The sequence below is a fragment of the Victivallis vadensis genome, assembly GCF_003096415.1.
In the GTDB taxonomy this organism is placed as follows: domain Bacteria; phylum Verrucomicrobiota; class Lentisphaeria; order Victivallales; family Victivallaceae; genus Victivallis; species Victivallis vadensis.
Window position 1 is genome coordinate 1 of sequence record NZ_QEKH01000006.1, and the last position, 19,871, is coordinate 19,871.

At 61.3% G+C, this 19,871-nt stretch carries 13 protein-coding genes; 4 read left to right on the plus strand and 9 right to left on the minus strand.

Annotation, left to right across the window (positions count from 1 at the left end):
- Positions 1-139: 139 nt before the first annotated feature.
- Positions 140-670, minus strand: coding sequence for a DUF2062 domain-containing protein (locus tag C8D82_RS04695; protein ID WP_116883119.1), 531 nt, complete (start codon positions 668-670; stop codon positions 140-142).
- 193 nt (positions 671-863) lie between these two features.
- Here C8D82_RS04695 and hydF point away from each other — a divergent pair, with 193 nt between their 5' ends.
- Positions 864-2,108 (plus strand): [FeFe] hydrogenase H-cluster maturation GTPase HydF, encoded by a 1,245-nt coding sequence (gene hydF / locus C8D82_RS04700; RefSeq protein WP_116883120.1) that lies wholly within the window; start codon positions 864-866, stop codon positions 2,106-2,108.
- A gap of 15 nt (positions 2,109-2,123) precedes the next feature.
- Here hydF and C8D82_RS04705 read toward each other — a convergent pair whose 3' ends face one another.
- The 4 genes from C8D82_RS04705 to C8D82_RS04720 are packed head-to-tail and all read right to left on the minus strand — an operon-like array spanning position 2,124 to position 8,339.
- Entirely contained in the window at positions 2,124-3,389 is a 1,266-nt protein-coding gene (locus C8D82_RS04705; RefSeq protein ID WP_116883121.1) for a glycoside hydrolase family 1 protein, read from the minus strand.
- A 38-nt stretch (positions 3,390-3,427) separates the two neighbouring features.
- On the minus strand, positions 3,428-6,445 hold the full coding sequence (locus C8D82_RS04710; RefSeq protein WP_165832829.1) for a right-handed parallel beta-helix repeat-containing protein: 3,018 nt from the start codon (positions 6,443-6,445) through the stop codon (positions 3,428-3,430).
- A 17-nt stretch (positions 6,446-6,462) separates the two neighbouring features.
- Positions 6,463-7,257 carry a DUF1559 family PulG-like putative transporter gene (locus C8D82_RS04715; RefSeq protein WP_165832830.1) on the minus strand — a complete coding sequence of 265 codons (795 nt, stop codon included), beginning with the start codon at positions 7,255-7,257 and terminating at the stop codon, positions 6,463-6,465.
- A complete protein-coding gene (locus C8D82_RS04720; protein WP_116883124.1) occupies positions 7,254-8,339 on the minus strand; it encodes a substrate-binding domain-containing protein in 1,086 nt (361 codons plus the stop codon). Before C8D82_RS04720 ends, C8D82_RS04715 begins: the two co-directional genes overlap by 4 nt.
- A 313-nt stretch (positions 8,340-8,652) precedes the next feature.
- Between C8D82_RS04720 and pflB the strand changes: the two genes are divergently transcribed.
- Positions 8,653-10,872 (plus strand): formate C-acetyltransferase, encoded by a 2,220-nt coding sequence (pflB, locus tag C8D82_RS04725; RefSeq protein ID WP_116883125.1) that lies wholly within the window; start codon positions 8,653-8,655, stop codon positions 10,870-10,872.
- 7 nt (positions 10,873-10,879) lie between these two features.
- The gene (gene pflA, locus C8D82_RS04730; protein ID WP_116883126.1) at positions 10,880-11,593 is read left to right on the plus strand and encodes a pyruvate formate-lyase-activating protein; all 714 of its coding nucleotides are present in this window, start codon (positions 10,880-10,882) and stop codon (positions 11,591-11,593) included.
- An 860-nt stretch (positions 11,594-12,453) separates the two neighbouring features.
- On the opposite strand, the gene C8D82_RS04735 is transcribed toward pflA, so the two are convergent.
- Positions 12,454-15,606, minus strand: coding sequence for a hypothetical protein (locus C8D82_RS04735; protein WP_116883127.1), 3,153 nt, complete (start codon positions 15,604-15,606; stop codon positions 12,454-12,456).
- A 159-nt stretch (positions 15,607-15,765) separates the two neighbouring features.
- Here C8D82_RS04735 and C8D82_RS04740 point away from each other — a divergent pair, with 159 nt between their 5' ends.
- Positions 15,766-16,662, plus strand: a complete 897-nt coding sequence (locus tag C8D82_RS04740; protein ID WP_116883128.1) for an AraC family transcriptional regulator — start codon at positions 15,766-15,768, stop codon at positions 16,660-16,662.
- A 437-nt stretch (positions 16,663-17,099) separates the two neighbouring features.
- Here the strand turns inward: C8D82_RS04740 and C8D82_RS04745 are convergent, their stop codons facing one another.
- Genes C8D82_RS04745 through C8D82_RS04755 form a run of 3 tightly spaced genes read right to left on the minus strand, consistent with a single transcriptional unit; the run spans position 17,100 to position 19,823 of the window.
- A complete protein-coding gene (locus C8D82_RS04745) occupies positions 17,100-17,705 on the minus strand; it encodes a manganese efflux pump MntP (RefSeq protein ID WP_116883129.1) in 606 nt (201 codons plus the stop codon).
- Positions 17,706-17,712: 7 nt separating this feature from the next.
- Entirely contained in the window at positions 17,713-18,615 is a 903-nt protein-coding gene (gene argF / locus C8D82_RS04750) for an ornithine carbamoyltransferase (protein ID WP_116883130.1), read from the minus strand.
- Positions 18,612-19,823, minus strand: a complete 1,212-nt coding sequence (locus tag C8D82_RS04755; protein WP_116883131.1) for an aspartate aminotransferase family protein — start codon at positions 19,821-19,823, stop codon at positions 18,612-18,614. Before C8D82_RS04755 ends, argF begins: the two co-directional genes overlap by 4 nt.
- Between the last annotated feature and the right edge of the window lie 48 nt (positions 19,824-19,871).

The following is a 19,871-nucleotide window of genomic DNA, read 5'->3' on the forward strand; positions in this document are numbered from 1 at the left end:
CGTCTCCAATATTGTTCATAACTGTATATACTCCGATATTCCTTTTTTTGCCAGCCGTATCTCAATTTATCCTTGAATAAATAGAGGTACCCTTAATATTTCGATTTCAACAAACTAATATAACCCGGCACCGGCTTTTTTACAACTTTTTTTCTTCCGCTTTTTTCAGCCGGCGGCGTTCTCTGGCCGCGCGGTAACGCTTCACCAGACGCACGGTCAGGAAATAGCCCGGCACCGCGGCCAGCAGCGCGAACAGCACGCCGCCGGCCAGAAACGCCAGCCCGAGGTCGACGCCCAATGCGGAAAAGGTGGCCCAGCTCGGGTCGGCGACCACATCTTTCAGCTTCATCTCCAGTTCCCGGTAAGTCAGGGGACGCATGATCAGATAGCTGCCGATCCAGCACTGCACCGGATAGATCAGGAACACCGTGAAATGGTTGCTGACGAAGGTGAACGCGATCGCCGGGACCTTGGCCGCGCGGAGCAGGAACGACAGCGGAATCGCGACCGCCAGCTGGAAAAACATCGGGATCACGAAACCGACCGCCAATCCCAGCGCCACGCCGCGCGCGATGTACTCCGGCGTGCCGTCGTTGCGGACCAGCTTCAGCATATAATAACGCAGCAGCGGTTTCAGGCTGCCGCGCTCTCTTTTCTTTCGTTCAAACATGTCGCATCTATTGTTCGGAAATCATTTCGTACCTTTTACAATAGGCGCAAAAAATCAAAAAGCAATCCGGCGGCGGCTTTACTTTCTCCGTTTCCGGTGATATTTTATTTGAAAACGGGGACCTCGAAGCGGAAGATACGCCGCTTCGCGGTCCTTTTTGCTTGAAACAGCCCAATCAGAGGAGAATTTCGATATGGAAAGCGCCCCCCGCTCCATGCGTTTGCAGATCGCCGTCGCCGGACGCACCAATTCCGGCAAATCCAGCTTCCTGAACCTGATCGCCGGCCAGGACGTCGCGATCACCTCCCCGGTTCCCGGCACCACCACCGATGTGGTGGAAAAACCGATGGAACTGCGGCCGCTCGGCCCGGTGCTTTTCCTCGACACCGCCGGCGTCGACGATGAGACCGCCCTCGGCGGCCGCCGGGTCGAACGCAGCGAACGCGCGTTCAACCGAGCCGATGTGCTGCTGCTGGTGACCGGCGCGGGCGTCTGGGGAGTTCCGGAAGAGAATATGCTCGCAGCCGCCCGCGACCGCAAGGTCAGCCTGATTCCGGTCGTCAACAAAATCGACGAACAGCCGCCCGCGCCGGAATTTCTGGCGATGCTGAAGGAGAAGTGCGGCTTCGAGCCTCTGTGCGTCTCCTCGACCGGCGGGGCGACGGAACGCGAACGGGTGCTGCCGCTGCTGAAGGATGCGCTGCTGGCCGCCTGCCCCGAAGATTTCATCCAGGCTCCGCCGCTGCTGGGCGACCTGGTCAGGCCGGGTGATACGGTCGTAATGATCGTGCCGGTCGACGTGCAGGCGCCGAAGGGCCGGCTGATCCTGCCGCAGGTGCAGGCGATCCGCGACGCGCTCGACCACGACTGCCTCGCGCTGGTCGTCAAGGAAACGGGATTCCGCAAAGCGCTGGAACAGCTCAGAACTCCGCCCGCGCTGGTGGTCTGCGACTCGCAGGTGGTGGACCTGATGGTGCGCGAAACTCCGGCGGAAGTGGCCTGCACCACCTTTTCGGTGCTGTTCGCCCGGCTGAAGGGGGACATGCCGCTGCTCGCCGCCGGAGCCGCCGCGATCAACCGCCTGCGGCCCGGCGACCGGGTGCTGATCGCCGAAGCCTGCACCCACCACTCCAGCGAGGACGACATCGGCCGGGTGAAGATTCCGCGCTGGCTCGCGAAGAAAATCGGCGGGGAGCTGGCGGTGACCGTCGCGGCGGGCCGGGATTATCCGGCCGACCTCGCGGATTTCAAACTGGTGGTCCACTGCGGCAGCTGCATGCTGAACCGCCGCGAAACCCTGCGCCGGATGGAGCTGGCCCGCCGCGCCGGGGTGCCGGTCACCAACTACGGCATGGCGATCTCCGAATGCCACGGGATGCTCGAACGGGTGCTCTCCCCGTTCCGCGAGGCGCTGGACGCCTACCGCCGGGAAAAATGATCCTCCGGGGAGTGCCTACGGCTTCTCCAGCGTCGGCAATTCGTGCAGGTATTTCCGCAGGATGGCCTGTGAAAAACCGTTGTGTTCAATAATTTCACGGAAAAACGCGGCACTGGGCTTCGGCGTGCGCCGGAACGTCCTGAAATCCACGTCCACCAGCCCGAACCGCGGCGTGAACGAATTCCATTCGTAATTGTCCATCAGCGACCAGTAGAGGTAGCCGCGCACATCCGCTCCGCGCTGAATCGCGTCATGCACCGCGGAGAGGTAGAGCGTCAGGTAGACGATGCGAAACCGGTCGTCACGGCAGCTGCATCCGTTTTCGGTGATATAGACCGGTTTGTCCCGGAAACGTTCCAGCATGGCGGTCATCCCCTCCGGATACATCTCCTCCAGATAGAAATCCCGGTCGATCATGCGCAGTTTCTTGTGCGGAAACCGGGGAGCCGCCAGATCCGCCCTGCGGGAGTCGACCAGCGTGCGCGTGTAGAGGTTCACCGCCCAGTAATCCAGTGCGCCCTTGAGTTCCGGGCAGCTTTCGGCCTCCGTGAAAGGCGAGATCAGTTCGCCGGTGGCGATCGCGTGCAGGAAACAGCCGTTATACTGGAAATCGCGGTACGCCGCCATCAGCCGGTCCAGCTCGTCGTAATAGCGGTTCGGATACGGCTGTACCGCCATGTGGGCGGAACTGACCGGAACATCGCACAACGACTTGATCAGCCGGTAGGCCCGCGCATGGGCGATCAGGAAGTTGAAGCCGCGGCGGCTGTCGCCGCGCGTATGGAAGGATTCGTTGAACACCAGATAGGAGTCGACCAGTCCGGCGAGGGCTTTGACGACCTTCTCCACATAGCGCAGGAAGTACGGGATATTCTCCCGCTCCTGAAATCCGCCCCGGGCCGCGAACCACTGCGGCACCGTGAAGTGATTCAGCGTCACATAAGTCGCAATGCCGTTCCGTTTCAGAAGCTCGCTCATCTCCTTGTAATGGTCGAGCGCCGCCGGATCGAAACGGCCCTCCTCCGGCTCGATCCGGCTCCACTCCACCGAATACCGGTACGCCCGGTGGCCCAGCGACGCGACCAGCTTCACGTCCTCACGGAACAGCCGCCAGTTGTCGCAGGCTTTCCCGGAAGGCTCTTCGCACTCCCCCTCCTGCTCCCATTTCCAATGGTCGGAGTGGATATTGTCCCCCTCCACCTGATGCCCGGCGGTGGCGCTGCCCCACAGGAAACCTTCCGGAAACCGGAACTCCGGCAATGAGAAAACATCGTACATCATTCACCTCTGAATCTGAATATTTTTCCGTCAGCTGCTTATCACAATACTCCGGGAGTTTCGGAGATCAATACATCGAAAACCGGATTCCGGCCGACGTTTACAAAGATCGTTTCCCCGGCGGCCGGGCGCGACGGAAGCCGCCGCGCGGGAGCGCCGTCCAGCGCGAGCGAGGCATTCCGCCCATCCAGTTTCAGCGTCAGCGTCCGCCACGATTCCCGGTCCGTTCCGGCGGGCAGGGCAACGCCGCCGGAGGCGGTAACCGTTCTGCCCGCTCCATCCCCGGCCACCGTCAGTGAAAAGTCTCCGCAGCCCGCCAGCACCTCCGTCTCCCCGAAAGCCGCCGCGCGGAAGATGATTTCGACAGTTCCAGACTCCGGGACCGTTCCGGCCGGAACAGCGATCCGGAAACGTTCCTCCGGCGCATACACGCCCCAGCGCCCGGCGACCGGACCGGCCGCGCGGACCAGCGCCGGCTCATACAACACTTTCCGGGCGAACGGCGAAAGCCTTGCCGGTTCCGGCGCTTTTCCCGGCCCCTCTCCCGCCGACCAGCGTTGTCCGCGGGAAACCGCCCCGGCATCCTCCGACGCATCGATCTCGCCGATCAGCAGCGTGCCGAGCCCGGCCGCAGCCGAATCCCGCCGCAGTTCATAACGGCGGTCGCCGGGCCGGTCGAAGACCGTTCCATCCAATGAAGCGAGTTTTTTCCCGCCGGCGCCGGCGATCACGCCGTTTTCCTTCGGCGCAACCTCAAGGTTGTTGAAAAATTCAAGCAATCCCTGATAGCCGGGGGTCTCCCACAGAATTTCCCGGCAGGAGATGATGTTGTTGAAGAAGCGGAAATTGACGAACTCCATATAACGGCGCTGAACGCGGTTGATCAGGCAGTGATCCGGCAGATCGATCGTATTGTTGAACACCAGGAATCCGGGATAAGGTGCGAACAGGAACCGTTTGGAAATCCGCGTCCGCGTTTCCGCATCCGGCGCCCCGTTTCCCATCTCCCTGATCCGCTCCCAGTTGAGCCAGTTCGCGCCGAATTTGAATGCGCCGTGGCTGCGAACCGTCCTGACCTCCTTCGACTCCGGATTCTCGTAAAAGATGTTGCGGTAGACGAAGACCGGCCCCGGCCACGGCAGTCCTCCGAGCGGCTGGTCGGAGATGGGATCGGGCATGTCGATGAACACATTATTGTAGATGCGGACGTTCTTCGCATGGTTTTCCACTTCTATCGCATTGTCGAGCAGCTTCTCGAACCGGTTGCCGTAAATCTGGGTATCCTCCGCGCGATCCATGCTGAAGCAGGAGAGGCCGTCAAACGCATTTTCAATGATGGAATTGCGCAGGTGCCACCGCTTCCCGGCATTCAGGAATACCCCGGTTTCATGACTTTTGGTGTAGTCGCTGACATGCTTCGGCAGCCACTGCCATTTGGAATACCACGCGGGGTCCTGCGGGTCCGGTTTCCGTTTTCCGATCAGTTCCTTTGCTTCTCCCCAGAGATCCTTCAACTGATACAGGCAGTTTTCCACAAACACATCGTCGGTGCCGCTCCCCGCAACCGCCCAGCGGCAGCCGCTGAAGACGCAGTTCCGCACCACGATCCCGCCGGAACGGACCGCGACCACGGCGGCGGTGCCCGGCGTCTCAAACGTGATCCCGTCGATAACCAGTCCGGCGCGGTCGCCCGTTTTCACGAAAAAATTGGAATCCTTCGGCTGATATCCGGCACGCCCGTTGAAACCGCCCGCCCAGCAGCGGGAAGCGACGCTCATAACGTGTTCATTCGGATCGCGGGAGCCGTATTTCCCGCCGATATGGAGCCGGACATACAATTTTTTGCTTTCAGCATCGTAGTAATGGCCGTGAAACGGCAGAGGCATCCGGGGTTCGCCGGTCGTCATCATTTCCCGCAGGCTTTTCAGGGTGTCGCCGGCGGGCAGGTTGACTCCGTCATACAGCACCCGGACCGGACGCTCCGCCAGCGGGACGCTGTAAATTCGCGCCTGCTCGTCTTCGAGCTTCCACTTCACCTTCCCCTCGCGGATTTCCCGCACGGCTCCCGTTACGATGACCTTGCCGGGCGCGGCCGGATCGCCCTGAATCGTCAGGGGAGCTTCCGGAGTCCCTCCCTTTAAAATATTCACCTGCTCGAAATAGATTCCGGGAGCGAGCTTCACCGTATCGCCCGGCGCGGCGGCGGCGACGGCTCTCCCGATGGACCTGAACGGCTTTTCAGGTGAGATTCCGGCATTCGCGTCATCCCCGGAAACCGGGTCCACAAACCGGACGGCTGCGGGATGTTCTTTTACTGCAGAACCTTCAGGCAGTCCCAGTTCCCGCCGCAGCTCCGGAATCGTGAGCGCCCGGTCCCAGACCGTAATGCCGAAAATTTCCGTTCCCTCCGGCACCAGATATTCGCACAAACGGCTGTGCGAACGGCGGCCGCCGACACAGAGCAGCCGGTTCCCCGCCTTCTCCGCCAACGCCCCGACCGCCGGACAGGGGACGGAACCGCCATAGACGATCTCCCCGCTGCTCCGGTCGATCACCGTGACGGCGCAGAACTTCCCCGGCTCAAACCGGACGATATATTCGTAACGGACGCCGGGGCGGCATTCGATCCCCGTTCCCAGGATTCCGACGATGCCACGGGCATAGCCATCCGAGATGAAACCGGCAGGAGAACTTCCCCGGAAATCACTGTGATGCCGGCCGGAAAACCCGAATTCAAAGCCGCGCACTCCTTCCGCAGGCCGATTACGTGCGAGCAGCACTCCCTGCGGCGGTGCCTTGAACCTCACCTGCACCCGGAGAGTCTGCGCTCCGTTGAGTTTATAGGAGGCCGCCAGCAGGCTGCGCCCGTCGAACACATAACGGAAGCGGCCGGTTTCCGCATCCCTGACGGCGGCGGGGACAGCCTGATCCTGCTTCCCCGCCGCGTCGAACCGCCGGAACTGCGGAATGGTTTCCGTCCCATCCCACCGGAGCACCGGCCCGGCCCATGCAGCCGGAATAAAAGCCAATACGCCAAATACGACAGACCATTTCTTCATTGTTTCCCCCCTGTTCTTCAATTCCATTTCAACGCGTCGTGCCAGCAGTAGCCGGTCTGGTTTGCCGGCTGTCCTCCGGACCCCAGTTCCTTCACCCGGTAATGCCGCAAGTTTGCCGCGTGGCCGTCGGCAAAGCCGATGTTCGAACTCAGGCCGTGATGCCGTGTGGAGATGATTCCGTGCCAGCCGAGCGTCATCGCGGGAAACGCCGACGCGCCGACGGTATTGAATACCGGCACATTCTCGGCCACATCCGCAAACAGCACCCGGGCCGACGGCCGTCTGACGTTCTCGAATTTGCCGAACCGCGCATCCGCCCGATTCGTCGCGCTGTCCTCATAACAGACATATTGATTCACCGCGTAGCTCGCGTTGGGGACGACTTCGGAGCCGTCCTTCGTGGTAAAGGCATCGGTACCGCTGCGGCGGCCGGCCGGACATAATGCCGGCTTGACCACATCGTAGCGTTCCGGTTCGCTCCAGTAATCCGGCCAGGTCCCTCCGGCCCCCAGATACGGCAGCAGCGTATAATGCTGGTTCTGGTCGGCGGCGATCGGCCCGAACAGCCGGTAACGGGCGTAGTTCCTTTTGGCAGGGGGATAGACGAGCCCCCACCCGTTGTAATCTCCGGCATATCCCGTCACGGCAAGGCTGAGCTGTTTCAGGTTGTTCAAACACTGCGCGCTCCGGGCGGTTTCCCGTGCTTTGTTCAGCGCCGGCAACAGCAGTGCGGCTAAAATTGCAATGATTGCAATTACAATAAGCAATTCGATCAATGTAAAATAATACACTCCCTTATATCCGACTTTCATGGTACTCCTCCTTCGTTCTTCCATGTGGATTCTCCCTGCATGATCAATTCGTCCTCCGTGAATTTCCGATAGTCGAAATTGAACCGCAGCCTGCCCGGCTGCGGAGTGATCCCGAGAAAATGTTCAAAAAGTTCGGCGGCCAGCGGCGCGAGCGGCGGAGTCCTGATCACCGTGATGGAGGGGATGAACATCGCCGCCAGCTCCGGAGCACCGAAAGAAGCGACCTGAATCTCCTCCGGCACCCGGATTCCGGCATCCGCAAAAGCCCGCAACAGCCCCTGCGCGGCTTCCACGTCGGAACAGAACACCCCGTCGGCCTCCCGAAACGCCCCCTGTTTCAGGAATCCGGCGGCAAGCCGGTGCGCCTGTACAAATCGTTCTTCCTCCACGTTTCCCATGACGCAATACGCCTCTCCGGTACAATTCAGTTCTTTCAGCGTCTTCTCCCACACGTCGCGGCGGGCGGTGTAGAACTCCGGCGTCTGCATCACGGAGAAAAAATCGATCTTCCTGCAATTTCTCCGCGCCAGATGGCGGACGATCAACGCGCAAGCCTCATTGCCGATGCCGTCGAAAAACGGAATCCCCTCCGCGCTCATGTCGGCAAACAGCAGGACGACCTTCTCCTTTTTCTGCCTGATCTTGTCCAGCAGAAGCCCGTCCGGAGTGCCGACGCTCAGAAAGATCAGGTCGAAATCCCCGTCCAGCGTTTCGTAGAGAATCGCGTCGTCCGTCGTGTCGAATACGACCCGGCAGAACATGCACCGGTATTTCCGGGCCGCTTCCCGGACCGCCAGCAGCCATTTATCGGCCGGACAGCAGTAGCCTGACGAAACGAAAGCCACCTTGAACGGCGTCCTTCCCGCACCGCCCGGCTGCACCAGCCGCTCATTTTCACCGCGCACCAGCAGTCCCTCGTCCAGCAGCAGCTGAAAAGCCTGCCGCACCGTCCGGTAGTTGACCCCGAATTCCGCAACCAGTTTCGGTCCCCCCGGAAAACTCTGGGACATATAATTACCGTTTGCAATCCTCCGCTTCAGGATTTCGGCAATCTGCACGTATTTCGGAACTTTGCTTCTCATGGATCAACACACCTGCATAGTTTTCTATGTATATTATGACTCAACCGGACCACTTTGTCAAGTGGGAAACCAATATTTCTCCTGAAATTTTCATGGAAGCGGCTCTGTCCCCGGCTGCTGTATTAAAGGAGTCTAATTATTTTGAACTTCATAATTCATTATCCCCCATGCCGTTGCCCGCCCGGCAACGAAACGGAGTGACAATTCCGGGCTGTTTTCACCTTGAAAATCAGCCCGTCAAGATGTATATTGGTAATTCATATCTCAATTTTTTTGAGTTTGATAACTATTTACATAAAGGAAGGATCATAATATGGAACTCAAGACCGGCGAGTGGAATAAGGAAGTCAATGTACGGGACTTCATCCAGCGCAATTACACGCCCTATGACGGCGATAAATCATTTCTGACTCCCGCTTCGGACCGGACCAGGGCCCTGTGGGAGAAGCTCTGCACCCTGATGAAGATCGAGCGGGAACGCAAGGGTGTCTACGATATCGACGAAAAGACGATTTCGACCATCGACTCGCATGAGGCGGGCTATATCGACCGGGAGCTTGAGCAGATCGTCGGGCTCCAGACCGACGCCCCGCTGAAACGCGCGATCATGCCCTTCGGCGGCATCCGGCTGATCTACACCGAGCTGGACGCCTACGGCCGGAAGATGGACCCGGAGGTCGCAAATGTGTTCAAATACCGCAAGACCCACAACGACGGCGTATTCGACGTCTACACCGACGAGATGAAGGCGGCCCGCCACGCCGGCATCATGACCGGCCTGCCCGACGCCTACGGCCGCGGCCGCATCATCGGCGACTACCGCCGGGTGCCGCTCTACGGCGTGGACCGCCTGATCGCCGAAAAGCAGCGCGCCAAGAAGGAGATGGTCATCGACGTGATGGACTCCGACCACATCCGCAAGCGCGAGGAGATCGCCGAACAGATCAAGGCGCTCAAGGAACTCAAGGCGATGGCCGCCAAATACGGCTTCGACATCTCCCGCCCGGCGGAAGACACCAAAGAGGCGATCCAGTGGCTCTATTTCGGCTATCTCGCGGCGGTCAAGGAGCAGAACGGCGCGGCGATGTCGATCGGCCGCATCTCGACCTTCCTCGACATCTACGCCGAAGCCGACCTCAGGAGCGGCAAGTACGCCGAAGAGCAGATTCAGGAGTTCGTGGACCACTTCATCATGAAGCTGCGGATCGTGCGTTTCCTGCGCACCCCGGCCTACGACGAGCTGTTCAGCGGCGATCCCACCTGGGTCACCGAATCGCTCGGCGGCATGTCGCTGGACGGCCGCCACATGGTCACTAAAATGAGCTACCGCTTCCTGCACACGCTGGTCAACCTCGGCCCCGCGCCGGAGCCGAACCTGACCGTGCTGTGGAGCGTCAAGCTGCCGGAAAACTTCAAGAAATTCTGCGCCGAAATCTCCATTCTGACCTCGTCGATCCAGTATGAGAACGACGACCTGATGCGCGTGAAATTCGGCGATGACTACGGTATCGCCTGCTGCGTCTCCGCGATGCGGATCGGCAAGCAGATGCAGTTCTTCGGCGCGCGCTGCAACCTCGCGAAGGCGCTGCTCTACGCGATCAACGGCGGCCGCGACGTGAAATACGACAACATGCAGGTTGCTCCGGCGATTCCGCTGCTGGCCGGCGACGGCTATCTGAACTACGACGAGGTGATGCGGAACTTCGACGAGATCACCGACTGGCTCAGCAAACTCTACATCGACACGCTGAACATCATCCACTACATGCACGACAAATACTGCTACGAGCGGATCGAAATGGCGCTGCACGACGAGGAAATCGTCCGCACAATGGCCGGCGGCATCGCCGGACTCTCGGTGCTGGCGGACAGCCTGTCGGCGATCAAGTACGCGAAAGTCCGGCCGGTGCTGAACGAAGCCGGGCTGGCGGTCGATTTCGTGACCGAAGGCGACTTCCCGAAGTACGGCAACAACGACGACCGCGTCGACCAGATCGCGGTGGAGATCGTGAAGAGCTTCGAGAAGAAGCTTTCCAGCCACTACGCCTACCGCAAGTCCAAACCGACCATGTCGATCCTGACCATCACCTCAAATGTGATGTACGGCAAGAAGACCGCGTCGACCCCGGACGGGCGCAAGGCGGGCGAGCCCTTCGCCCCCGGCGCGAACCCGATGCACGGCCGCGATGTGAACGGCGCGGTCGCATCGCTGAAATCGGTCGCCAAACTGCCCTACGACTATGCGGAGGACGGCATCAGCTACACCTTCAGCATCGTGCCCGATTCGCTCGGCAAAACCACGGCGGAAAAGCAGGCGAACCTGATTTCGCTGCTGGACGGCTACTTCACGGAGAACGGCCATCACCTGAACGTGAACGTGCTCAAGCGCGAAACGCTGCTCGACGCGATGGACCACCCGGAAAAGTATCCGCAGCTGACCATCCGCGTCTCCGGCTACGCCGTGAACTTCATCAAGCTGACCCGCGAGCAGCAGCTCGACGTGGTCAACCGCACCTTCCACAGCAAGTTCTGAGCGTGCGATGGAAGGCGTGACCGGCAGGGTGCATTCGTTTGAGAGCTTCGGTACGCTGGACGGCCCGGGAGTGCGTTTCGTCGTATTCCTGCAGGGCTGTCCGCTGCGATGCCGCTACTGCCACAATCCCGACACCTGGGAATTGGGGGGCGGCATGGAGATCTCCTCCGCCGAAGTGGTCGGCAAAATCGAATCCTGCCGGAACTTCATCCGCTCCGGCGGCGTCACGCTGTCGGGCGGAGAACCGCTGATGCAGCCGGAATTCGCCCGCGACATCCTCGAACGGTGCGCGCGGGCCGGTTTCCACACCGCGCTCGACACCGCCGGTTCCGTCCCCTTGGAACGCTCCCGGCCGGTCATCGACCGGGCGGATCTGCTTTTGCTCGACATCAAGGCGCTCAATCCGGCCCTCTGCCGCGAATTGACCGGCCGCGACAACCGCAACACCCTTGCCACACTGGATTATTGCGAAGAGACCGCCAGGCCGGTCTGGATCCGGCACGTGCTGGTGCCGGGCTTCACCCTGCTCCGCGAACGGCTCGAAGAGCTGGCCGCATTCCTGAAGCCCTACCGCTGCATCCGGCGGATCGACCTGCTGCCCTACCACAAGCTCGGCGCCTACAAGTGGGAGCAGCTCCGCCTGACCGATACGCTCCGGGACGTCCCGGAACCCTCCCAGGCGGAAATTCAAATGGCCGAAGCACTCTTCGGTCTCAACTGATACCGCCTCCGCCCCGGGATTTCGCCCTTTGGGCGACCAAGGCGCTTCGCCCTTGGAACCAGACCGGCAAGGTGCCGGTGCCGAATACTTGAGATCCGGGAAAGGCGTTTCGCCTTTCCCTCCGGGTGGGGGAGCTCTGATGGAGACAGGCATGGTTGTACAGGAGCGGCACACCGCTCCGGTCGGCGACCGCGTCGGCTTTTTTGCCCGGAATGACGAGTACGGCGAAGCCGCACGGAGGAGTGGAGGGAGGGGCCCCCGAAAAGTACCCGCAGCTTTTGGGCAAAGCCCAAAAGTCCCGAGGCCCGTGGCCGAAGGGAGGCAACTTTTTGGGGAAGAGGGCACTCCCTGCGCCTGCTGCCGCCGGAGGTCACGCTCGGAACCTCCAGATGCTGACCGGGAAATAGAAAGATACCCTGATGGAAGCTGATAAGAATTTATCTGCCGATATACGCAAAGCGAGGTCAGGCAACAATGCAATTGTCATATCACAGACAAGCATATCTTTGAGTACGAGCCTTACTGAACCTTGCCTGCATGATAGAGACAGGCAGAGTTCAGCCTCCATGAGTGTAACTTCACATCATCCGGTCAGCATCTGGAGGTTCCGAGCGTGACCTCCGGCGGCAGCAGGCGCAGGGAGTGCCCGGCGTCGGCAAAAAAGCCGACGCGGTCGCCGACCGGAGCGGTGTGCCGCTCCTGTACCCGCTTGCCTGTCCACAGTAGAGCCTCCCCCACCCGGAGGGAAAGGCGAAACGCCTTTCCCGGATCTCAAGTATTCGGCACCGGCACCTTGCCGGTCGGGTTCCAAGGGCGAAGCGCCTTGGTCGCCGAAGGCGAAATCCCGGCAGCGATGAAGATTAATGCTTCAACAGTTTGGGAGCGGTGATGATGCCGAATGGCTGCACCTGATATTCATAACTGAACATATCGCCTTCAGTGCGCCACGCCCCCGGTCCCATCCAATTCATCCGGAAGGCAAGGTGCAACGCTCCGGCGCTGTTCACCCGGCTGCCGTACAAGGTCAGGTCGAGCCGATGCTCTCCGGCTTCCACTTTGCCGAGCGCACACTGGAACGGGGCGAACGCCAGATCGCCGGCCGGCTTGCCGTCCAGCGCCGCACTGACCAGCGTGCCGCGATAGGCGGCGAACGGCACTTCGCGCGCCGCATTCGGGCAGGTCATCCCTGTCGGCGTATTGGTCACGCGCGACGGCAGCCGCAGGTCGAGCTCCTGCGCTTCTTTGAGGTTGAAACGGCAGTGGTAGGTGATATTGCCGCCATAGAACGGCAGCCCCTGTCGGGTCGCATCACCCCAATAAAGCTCCCGGACCGGAGCGGTAAGCCGGGCGGAATCGCCGCGCAGCTCCACGCCAAAGTCGCCGAGCAGGAAGCACTTCTCCACGTTGCCGGAGTTGGAGTACGCGATTTTGACCAGCAGCTCGTGTTCTCCCGGTTCGATCGCGGGCAGCATCGTGGTGCGCAGCGATTCGTCGGTCCACCAGCCGCACTCCTCGAATTCAACCGGACGGCCGTCGAGGAAGAGTTCGGCGCGTTCCGGCTCCTCCATCGCAAAGAGCGGATTTTCGACCTTCACCAGCGAATCGAAACGGTAGGAAAGTTCCAGCGTCGCCAGCTTCCGGTAATCCTTGCCGTAGACCCACGGCTGCACGATATGGCCGCCGCGCTCGCGCAGGCCGAGCCGTTCGCGAACCTGATTGTCCAACCGCAGGATCTCCTCCGGCCCCTGCCATCCGGCATCCCCTTCCAGCCGCCATTTCGGCATATCGAGCACCAGCACGTTCGGTTCGTCCAGCGAAACCGGCATCGTGCCGGAGAGCCGCCCGACCGTCGCCGCTTCCACCGCCCGGTCGCCGAGCAGCGGCTGCGCGATCTTTCCGCCGCGGCTCTCCTCCGCCGCGGTCAGGCGCACCAGCAGATGGCCGTGCGGATAGAAACAGAAATCGAAAACCGTCCAGCCGTTCTCGTGCCGCGCTTCGACCGGAGTGATCGCGCCGGTCTGCGTATCGAGGTATTCCACCTGGAAGCCGCCGCGCACTTTGACCAGCGTCTCATGCCCCTCGCCCAGCCGTTCGGTGTTCGCCAGAAAGAGGTAGCGATACGGACCGTCGTTGCGCATCTGACTGACCAGCGTGGCCAGCGGGTAACCGTCCGCCTTTTTCACCACCTCAAGTTCCCGGACGCTTTCCAGCGCGCCGAGCAGCGCGGTGCGCGTGAACGGAATCGCCTCGCACTTCCGCGCGACCTGCGCGGGCCGTTCGGACTCCTGCGCATCGCACAGCGTCGCCACATCCCCGGCGAAGATCACCCGGCCGCCCGCCGCCCGGAACTTCTCCAGCCGGTCCAGCGTGGAGCCGCGCAGCGTGACGGTCGGCGGCACCACGACCACGTCATACCCCATCTCGCCGACGATGAAACTCTTGCCGAGCTGGACCGGGCTCTGCCCCGGCAGCAGCGACTCGGAAATGAAATCGAAGTCGACCAGGCCGCGCAGCAGCCAGCTGACCGTGTTTTCAAAAGCCTCCTCCGCCTGTTCGCGGCGGGCGGCGGTCCGGTCCTGCGGCCCGTAGACCAGCCAGAAAGATTCGATCGGATGGATCACGCCGACCCGGACCCGCGCCCTGCCGCGCGTCATCGCCGCATTCACCCGCGCGAAGTGGTCCGCGATCAGCCGGTACTTATCGTGCCACGGCGACTGGTAACTGATCGAAGCCGGATAATCCCGCTTCGCCTCGCCCGCCATCGACACCCACGCCAGATGCGGCACCCGGACGGTCACGCCCAGCGCCGCCTGCCAATCCCCATGCCCCTTGTGGCCCATGAAATTGAAATCCCAGTCGGTCACGCCGTCGAGTTCGGAGAGCACCCCGCCCCGGCCGTACTGATGCGACGCGCTGGCCGCCTGCTTCGCGGTGGTGAACTCCATCCAGTCGCAGAGCATGTCGATGCCGGGGAGCTGGAAGGAGCGGTAGCTGCGCATCGCTTCGCCGAGCGCATGGGTCTGCGACTCCAGCGTCGGCTCCTCCATCATGTGCCCGGAGAAGCGGATGCCGTGCTCCTCGCACCAGCCGCCGATCGTATCGGCGAACGCGGAGCTGAACCGCTCCGCGACGTGGTCGTGATACCGGTAGCGCGCCAGGGAATACTTTCCGCCGGGCAGCTCCCAGATCACCTCCGGGAAGGTCTCGAAGAAGTCGGCGTCATAAGCGGCGCGGTAGGTTTCCGGCAGGTCGTCGGTGAAGGGCATGCGCACATCGCGTTTCTCCCGTGCGAACTTCAGCACCGTCTTGCGGGTGAACTGCGGCTCGTCGGTGAAGATCGCCGGGATGGTCTTGTTGAACTCGTCGCCGACACTCTTGAAATAGGCTTCGTAGGTCACGTCCACGAATTTCCGGATCGCCGCCGGATTCAGGGTGTCGACATAGGCCTGGTCGTTGAACCACGGATCGGAGGTTTCGACCATCCGGTAGGCGTAGAACTTCTCCGCACCCTCCTCCGCCGGTTCATCCGCGCCGATCCGCTTGTAGGAGTCCAGTGCGCCGTCCGCGTCGAGCCGGATCGAGTAGCAGGCCAGCAGCTTGCCGGAGTCGTCGTTGGCGGCGTCCGGCGCTTCCGTCCGTTTTTCGGAGGTCAGCAGCAGATAGCGCGCCCGGAATTCCGGCTCCTTCGTGACCAGCCCGCCCGCTGCGCCGGAGGGCCAGCGGTCCTCGTCGTAGAGCCACGCCAGCATCTCCTCGGATTTCGCGGTTTCCACACACTCGCGCACCCGCGCCATGAATTCGGGCGAGAGGTAGGGGGTGCCGAGTCCGGTGCGGGCGTGCATGTGAAAGCCGCCCATCCCCATCTTTTTGAAATTCAGGATCTGCCGTTTCAGCTGATCCGGTTTCAACTCGCAATTCCACGCCCAGAACGGGGTTTCCCGGTAGAGCGCTTTCGGATCGGCAAAGATCGATTCGAACGACTTCGACTGTTCATCCGCATACAGATTTTTCATGGCGTCTCCCTTATGATTTTTTTACGGAATGGCAATTACTTTCTTTCAATATATAGGAACTGCGCCGATTATCCTTGATTTTCTGAAATAAAATCAGCATTATCTGTCACAAATCCAGATTTTCTCTTTCTTATTCGACATTCTGTGCTATATTTCGGCATGGCAAATCTGGAAAACAAACTGACGTGGCAGAACTTCGGCTTTGAAGTCCGCTACCACGTGCACGACCGGGAATACGGCATCCGCGACCGCCACGCCCACGACGGCTTCTACGAGCTGGTCGTGGTGCGCAGCGGCTCCGCCACCCACGTCCACGACGGAGTCAAAAGCCATATCGAGAGCGGCGACGTCTACCTGATCCCGCCGGGGGAGCCGCACTACTACGCCAACGCCCGGCAGCTCGGCATCTACAACGTGCTGTTCACGGGGGACTTCTTCGCGGGGCTGCTCGCGGAATTTCCCGGAGCGCCCGACATCGAAGCCTATCTGGGGCTCTCGGGCGGCGCGCTGCCGGAGGGACACCGGGCCGATGTGCGGCGCTTCGACCCGGAGCTGTTTTTCCGGATCACCGCGCTGCTGGATGAGATTGTAGAGGAGGAGACGCAAGAACTTTCCGGCGCGCGGCTGATGATCCTCAGCAATGCGCTGAAAATCCTGACGCTGATCTGCCGCCACGCCCGCAAATCCGCCGAACGCAACATCGGCAGCGCCGGCTACCGGATCGCCTCGCTGGTCAAAACCCTGGAAGCCGACTTCGCCGGGGAGTGGAGCCTGCGGCGCATGGCCGAACACACCGGATTTTCCGTCGCCTGCTTCCGGCGGCAGTTCCGGCGGATCATCGGCGAACCGCCGGTGGCGTGGCTGCTCTCGCTCCGCCTCGAAAAAGCGGCGATGATGTTGCAGACCGGCGACGGCTCCATCGCCGAAACCGCCGAAGCGTGCGGTTTCCCCGACAGCAACTATTTCACGCGGATGTTCCACCGCAGATTCGGCGCCACGCCCCGCGCCTACCGCCTCGGCCTCCGGCGCCGAACCGGCGGCGCCGACGTAGTCTGACTTGAAGCAAAAACAGTGAAAGATAAGATTCGGCTTCGATCAGTAACATCCCGGGGTGGAGTTTCGTTGATCAAGCCAATAAACTGATAGACACAGCCCAAAGCGAGTCGTGTAAAAAAAGCCTGCCGTTGTAAATCCGTCCGCCCTGTCGGGCGGCAGACCTTGTGCGCTGCGCGGCCTGATTTGCAATCGCATCTCCGGCAGCCGGGCGCTACGCGCACAAAGTGTCTTCGACGACAAGGGCACTTCGTCCTTTGACCCCGATCGGGTAGCCTCCGGTGGCAAGTACTGCCGATAGAGCCAATAAACTCATAGATAATAACCCCGGTTTTGAGATTTTTGCGCAGTAAAAAGCTCGAAACCGCACCCGGCGCCGGCCCCTTGCCAGTCGGGGGGGACCGGGAGGTGAAGCGCCCCCGGCCGCCGGAGGCATGCAGTTACCACGGCAGGAGTTCCAGGTGTTCCAGCAGGATTTTAACGCCGATCAGGATGATTGCGCTGCCGCCGACGATCATCATCACCCGTTCGCCCGCCAGCATTCCGATCCGGGTGCCGAGCAGCACTCCCGCAATTGAAGCCGCCGCCGTAACCACTCCCATCGCCAGCGCCGGCAGCCAGATGCCGGTTCCGGCAAAGGCCAGCCCTGCCCCGACCGCCAGCGCATCCAGGCTGGTCGCGACCGCCGGAACCACCAGCGCCTTCGGTGCGAAGAAGTCCGGCGGGCAGTTCAGACACGGAGAACCGTCCCCGTTCTTTTCCGGCTCTTTTTCGGCAATCGCCTCATAGATCATCTTGCCGCCCACCAGCCCGAGCAGGACAAAGGCAAGCCAGTGATCCACCGACGCGACCACTGACTGAAGCATCGTGGCCGCGAAGAAACCGATCACCGGCATAATAATCTGGAATCCGCCGAAAAAAAGAGCCGCCCACGCGGCATTGCGCAGGCGGCGTCCGGTGCGGTCGCACAATGCGCCGCCGATGGAAACGGCGAGCGCATCGATCGACACGCTCACCGCGATCAGCAGAACTTCGACAACGGACATGATGCTCCTACTTGATCAGTCGCGCCATCACCGCTTTCTGCACATGCAGCCGGTTTTCGGCCTCGTCAAAGACGATCGAACGCTTCGGATCATCCATCACGCCGGCCGAAACCTCCTCGCCGCGGTGGGCGGGCAGACAGTGCAGGAACTTCGCATTCGGCCTGGCCCGCTCAAACAGCGCCTCGTTGACCTGATAGGGACGGAAAATCTTCATGCGCCGCTCCTTTTCGTCCTCGAAGCCCATGCTGACCCACACGTCGGTATAGAAGTAATCGACGCCTTCGGCCGCCTTCAGCGGATCAGGCTCCCAGCAGATGTTCGGCGCGCCGGCCATCAGCTCCTCGGCGGGACGCTCCTCGGCGGGGGCGGAAACCACCATCTCCATGCCGGTCAGCCGCGCCGCCAGCATCAGCGAATTCGCTATATTGCTGCGGCCGTCGCCGTAAAATGCGACCCGGATCGATTTGTCCACCCTGCCGGAATACTCCTTGATGGTCAGCATATCCGCCAGAATCTGGCAGGGATGGTATTCATCGGTCAGCGCGTTGATCACCGGAATCGACGCTTCGCGCGCCAGCTCCTCAACGTCGGCGTGCGAAAAGGTCCGGATCACGATGCCGTGCAGGTAACGGCTCAGCACCTTGGCGGTGTCGGCGACGGTTTCGCCGCGCCCGACCTGCATCCGGGACTGGTCCAGATAAAGCGGCCGCCCGCCCAGTTCGCCGACGCCGACTTCAAACGAAACGCGGGTCCGGGTCGAGGATTTCGCGAAAATCAGCCCCACGCTTTTACCGGCCAGCGGCGTATAATTCATCTTGTTCCGTTCGGCCTTCAGCTTCGCGGCCAGCTCGAAAATGCCGTGCAGGTCGTCGAGCGTCAGGTCCCTCAGGGTCAACAGGTCTTTCTTCATTTTTGTTCCTCCCGAATCATCCGGTCGAGTTCCGCCAGTCCGGCGGCGATCTTTTCCAGCGCCTCGTCGGCGTCGGCCCGGGTAATGGTCAACGGCGGCAGCAGCCGCAGCACGGTTTCGCCCGCGGTCAGCACCACCAGATTGTGTTTCAACAGAATTCCGGCCAGCGTCGCGGCCTCGCGGTCGAGCACCACGCCGATCATCAGGCCCATGCCCCGCACCGTCTTCACAAAGGAGTAGGGCTTGCCGATTTCAACCAGCTTCGCGCGCAGGTAGTCGCCCTGAATCCGGCAGTTCTCCAGCACGCCGTCCTCGTCGAACGCCTGCTGCACCGCCAGCGCGGCCGCGCTGACCAGCGGCGTACCGCCGAAAGTGCTCGCGTGCATGCCGACTTTCAGCACATCCGCGTATTTGCGCTTCACGATAAAAGCCCCCATCGGCAGGCCGTTCGCGATCGCCTTGGCCATCGACAGCGCATCCGGCTCGACGCCGAAACTCTGCCACGCGAACCGGGTCCCGATCCGCCCCATGCCGCACTGCACTTCATCGAAGAGCAGCAGGATATCCTTTTCATCGCACAGCGCGCGCACCTTCTTCAGGTACTCCGCATCGGCGGGCAGGATGCCGCCCTCGCCCTGCACCGGCTCAAGCAGGATCGCGCAGGTATTGGCGGAAACGGCGGCTTCCAGCGCCGCGAAATTGTTGAACGGCACCTGTTTGAAGCCGGGGACCTCCGGCTCGAAGCCCTTGCGGTATTTGGCGCGGCCGGTTTCGGCCAGCGTCGCCAGCGTCCGGCCGTGGAACGAATTGTCCATCGAAATGATCTCGTTGCGGCCCGTCGCATTGCCGTATTTCCGCGCGAACTTGCTCATGCCTTCGTTGGCTTCGGCACCGGAGTTGCAGAAGAACACCACGCCGTCCATGCCGGAGGTGATCAGCTTTTCCGCCAGGCGCGGCATCATCTCATTCATATAGAGATTGGAGACATGCACGAGCTTGCCCGCCTGTTCCCGGATCGCTTCGGTCACGCGCGGATTGCAATGCCCGAGGTTGCAGACGGAAATGCCGGATGCGAAATCGAGATATTCTCGGTTGTCGGCGTCCCAGAGGCGCGTCCCCTGCCCGCGGGTGAAGAGAATCTTCGGGGCATAGGTGGGCATCACATAGTTCCGGTACCGTTCGACAGTGGTTTCGTAAAGGTTTTCCATCTCTCAGACTCCTGTTATAGAAAAATCCCCTGCAACTGCAGGAAAATA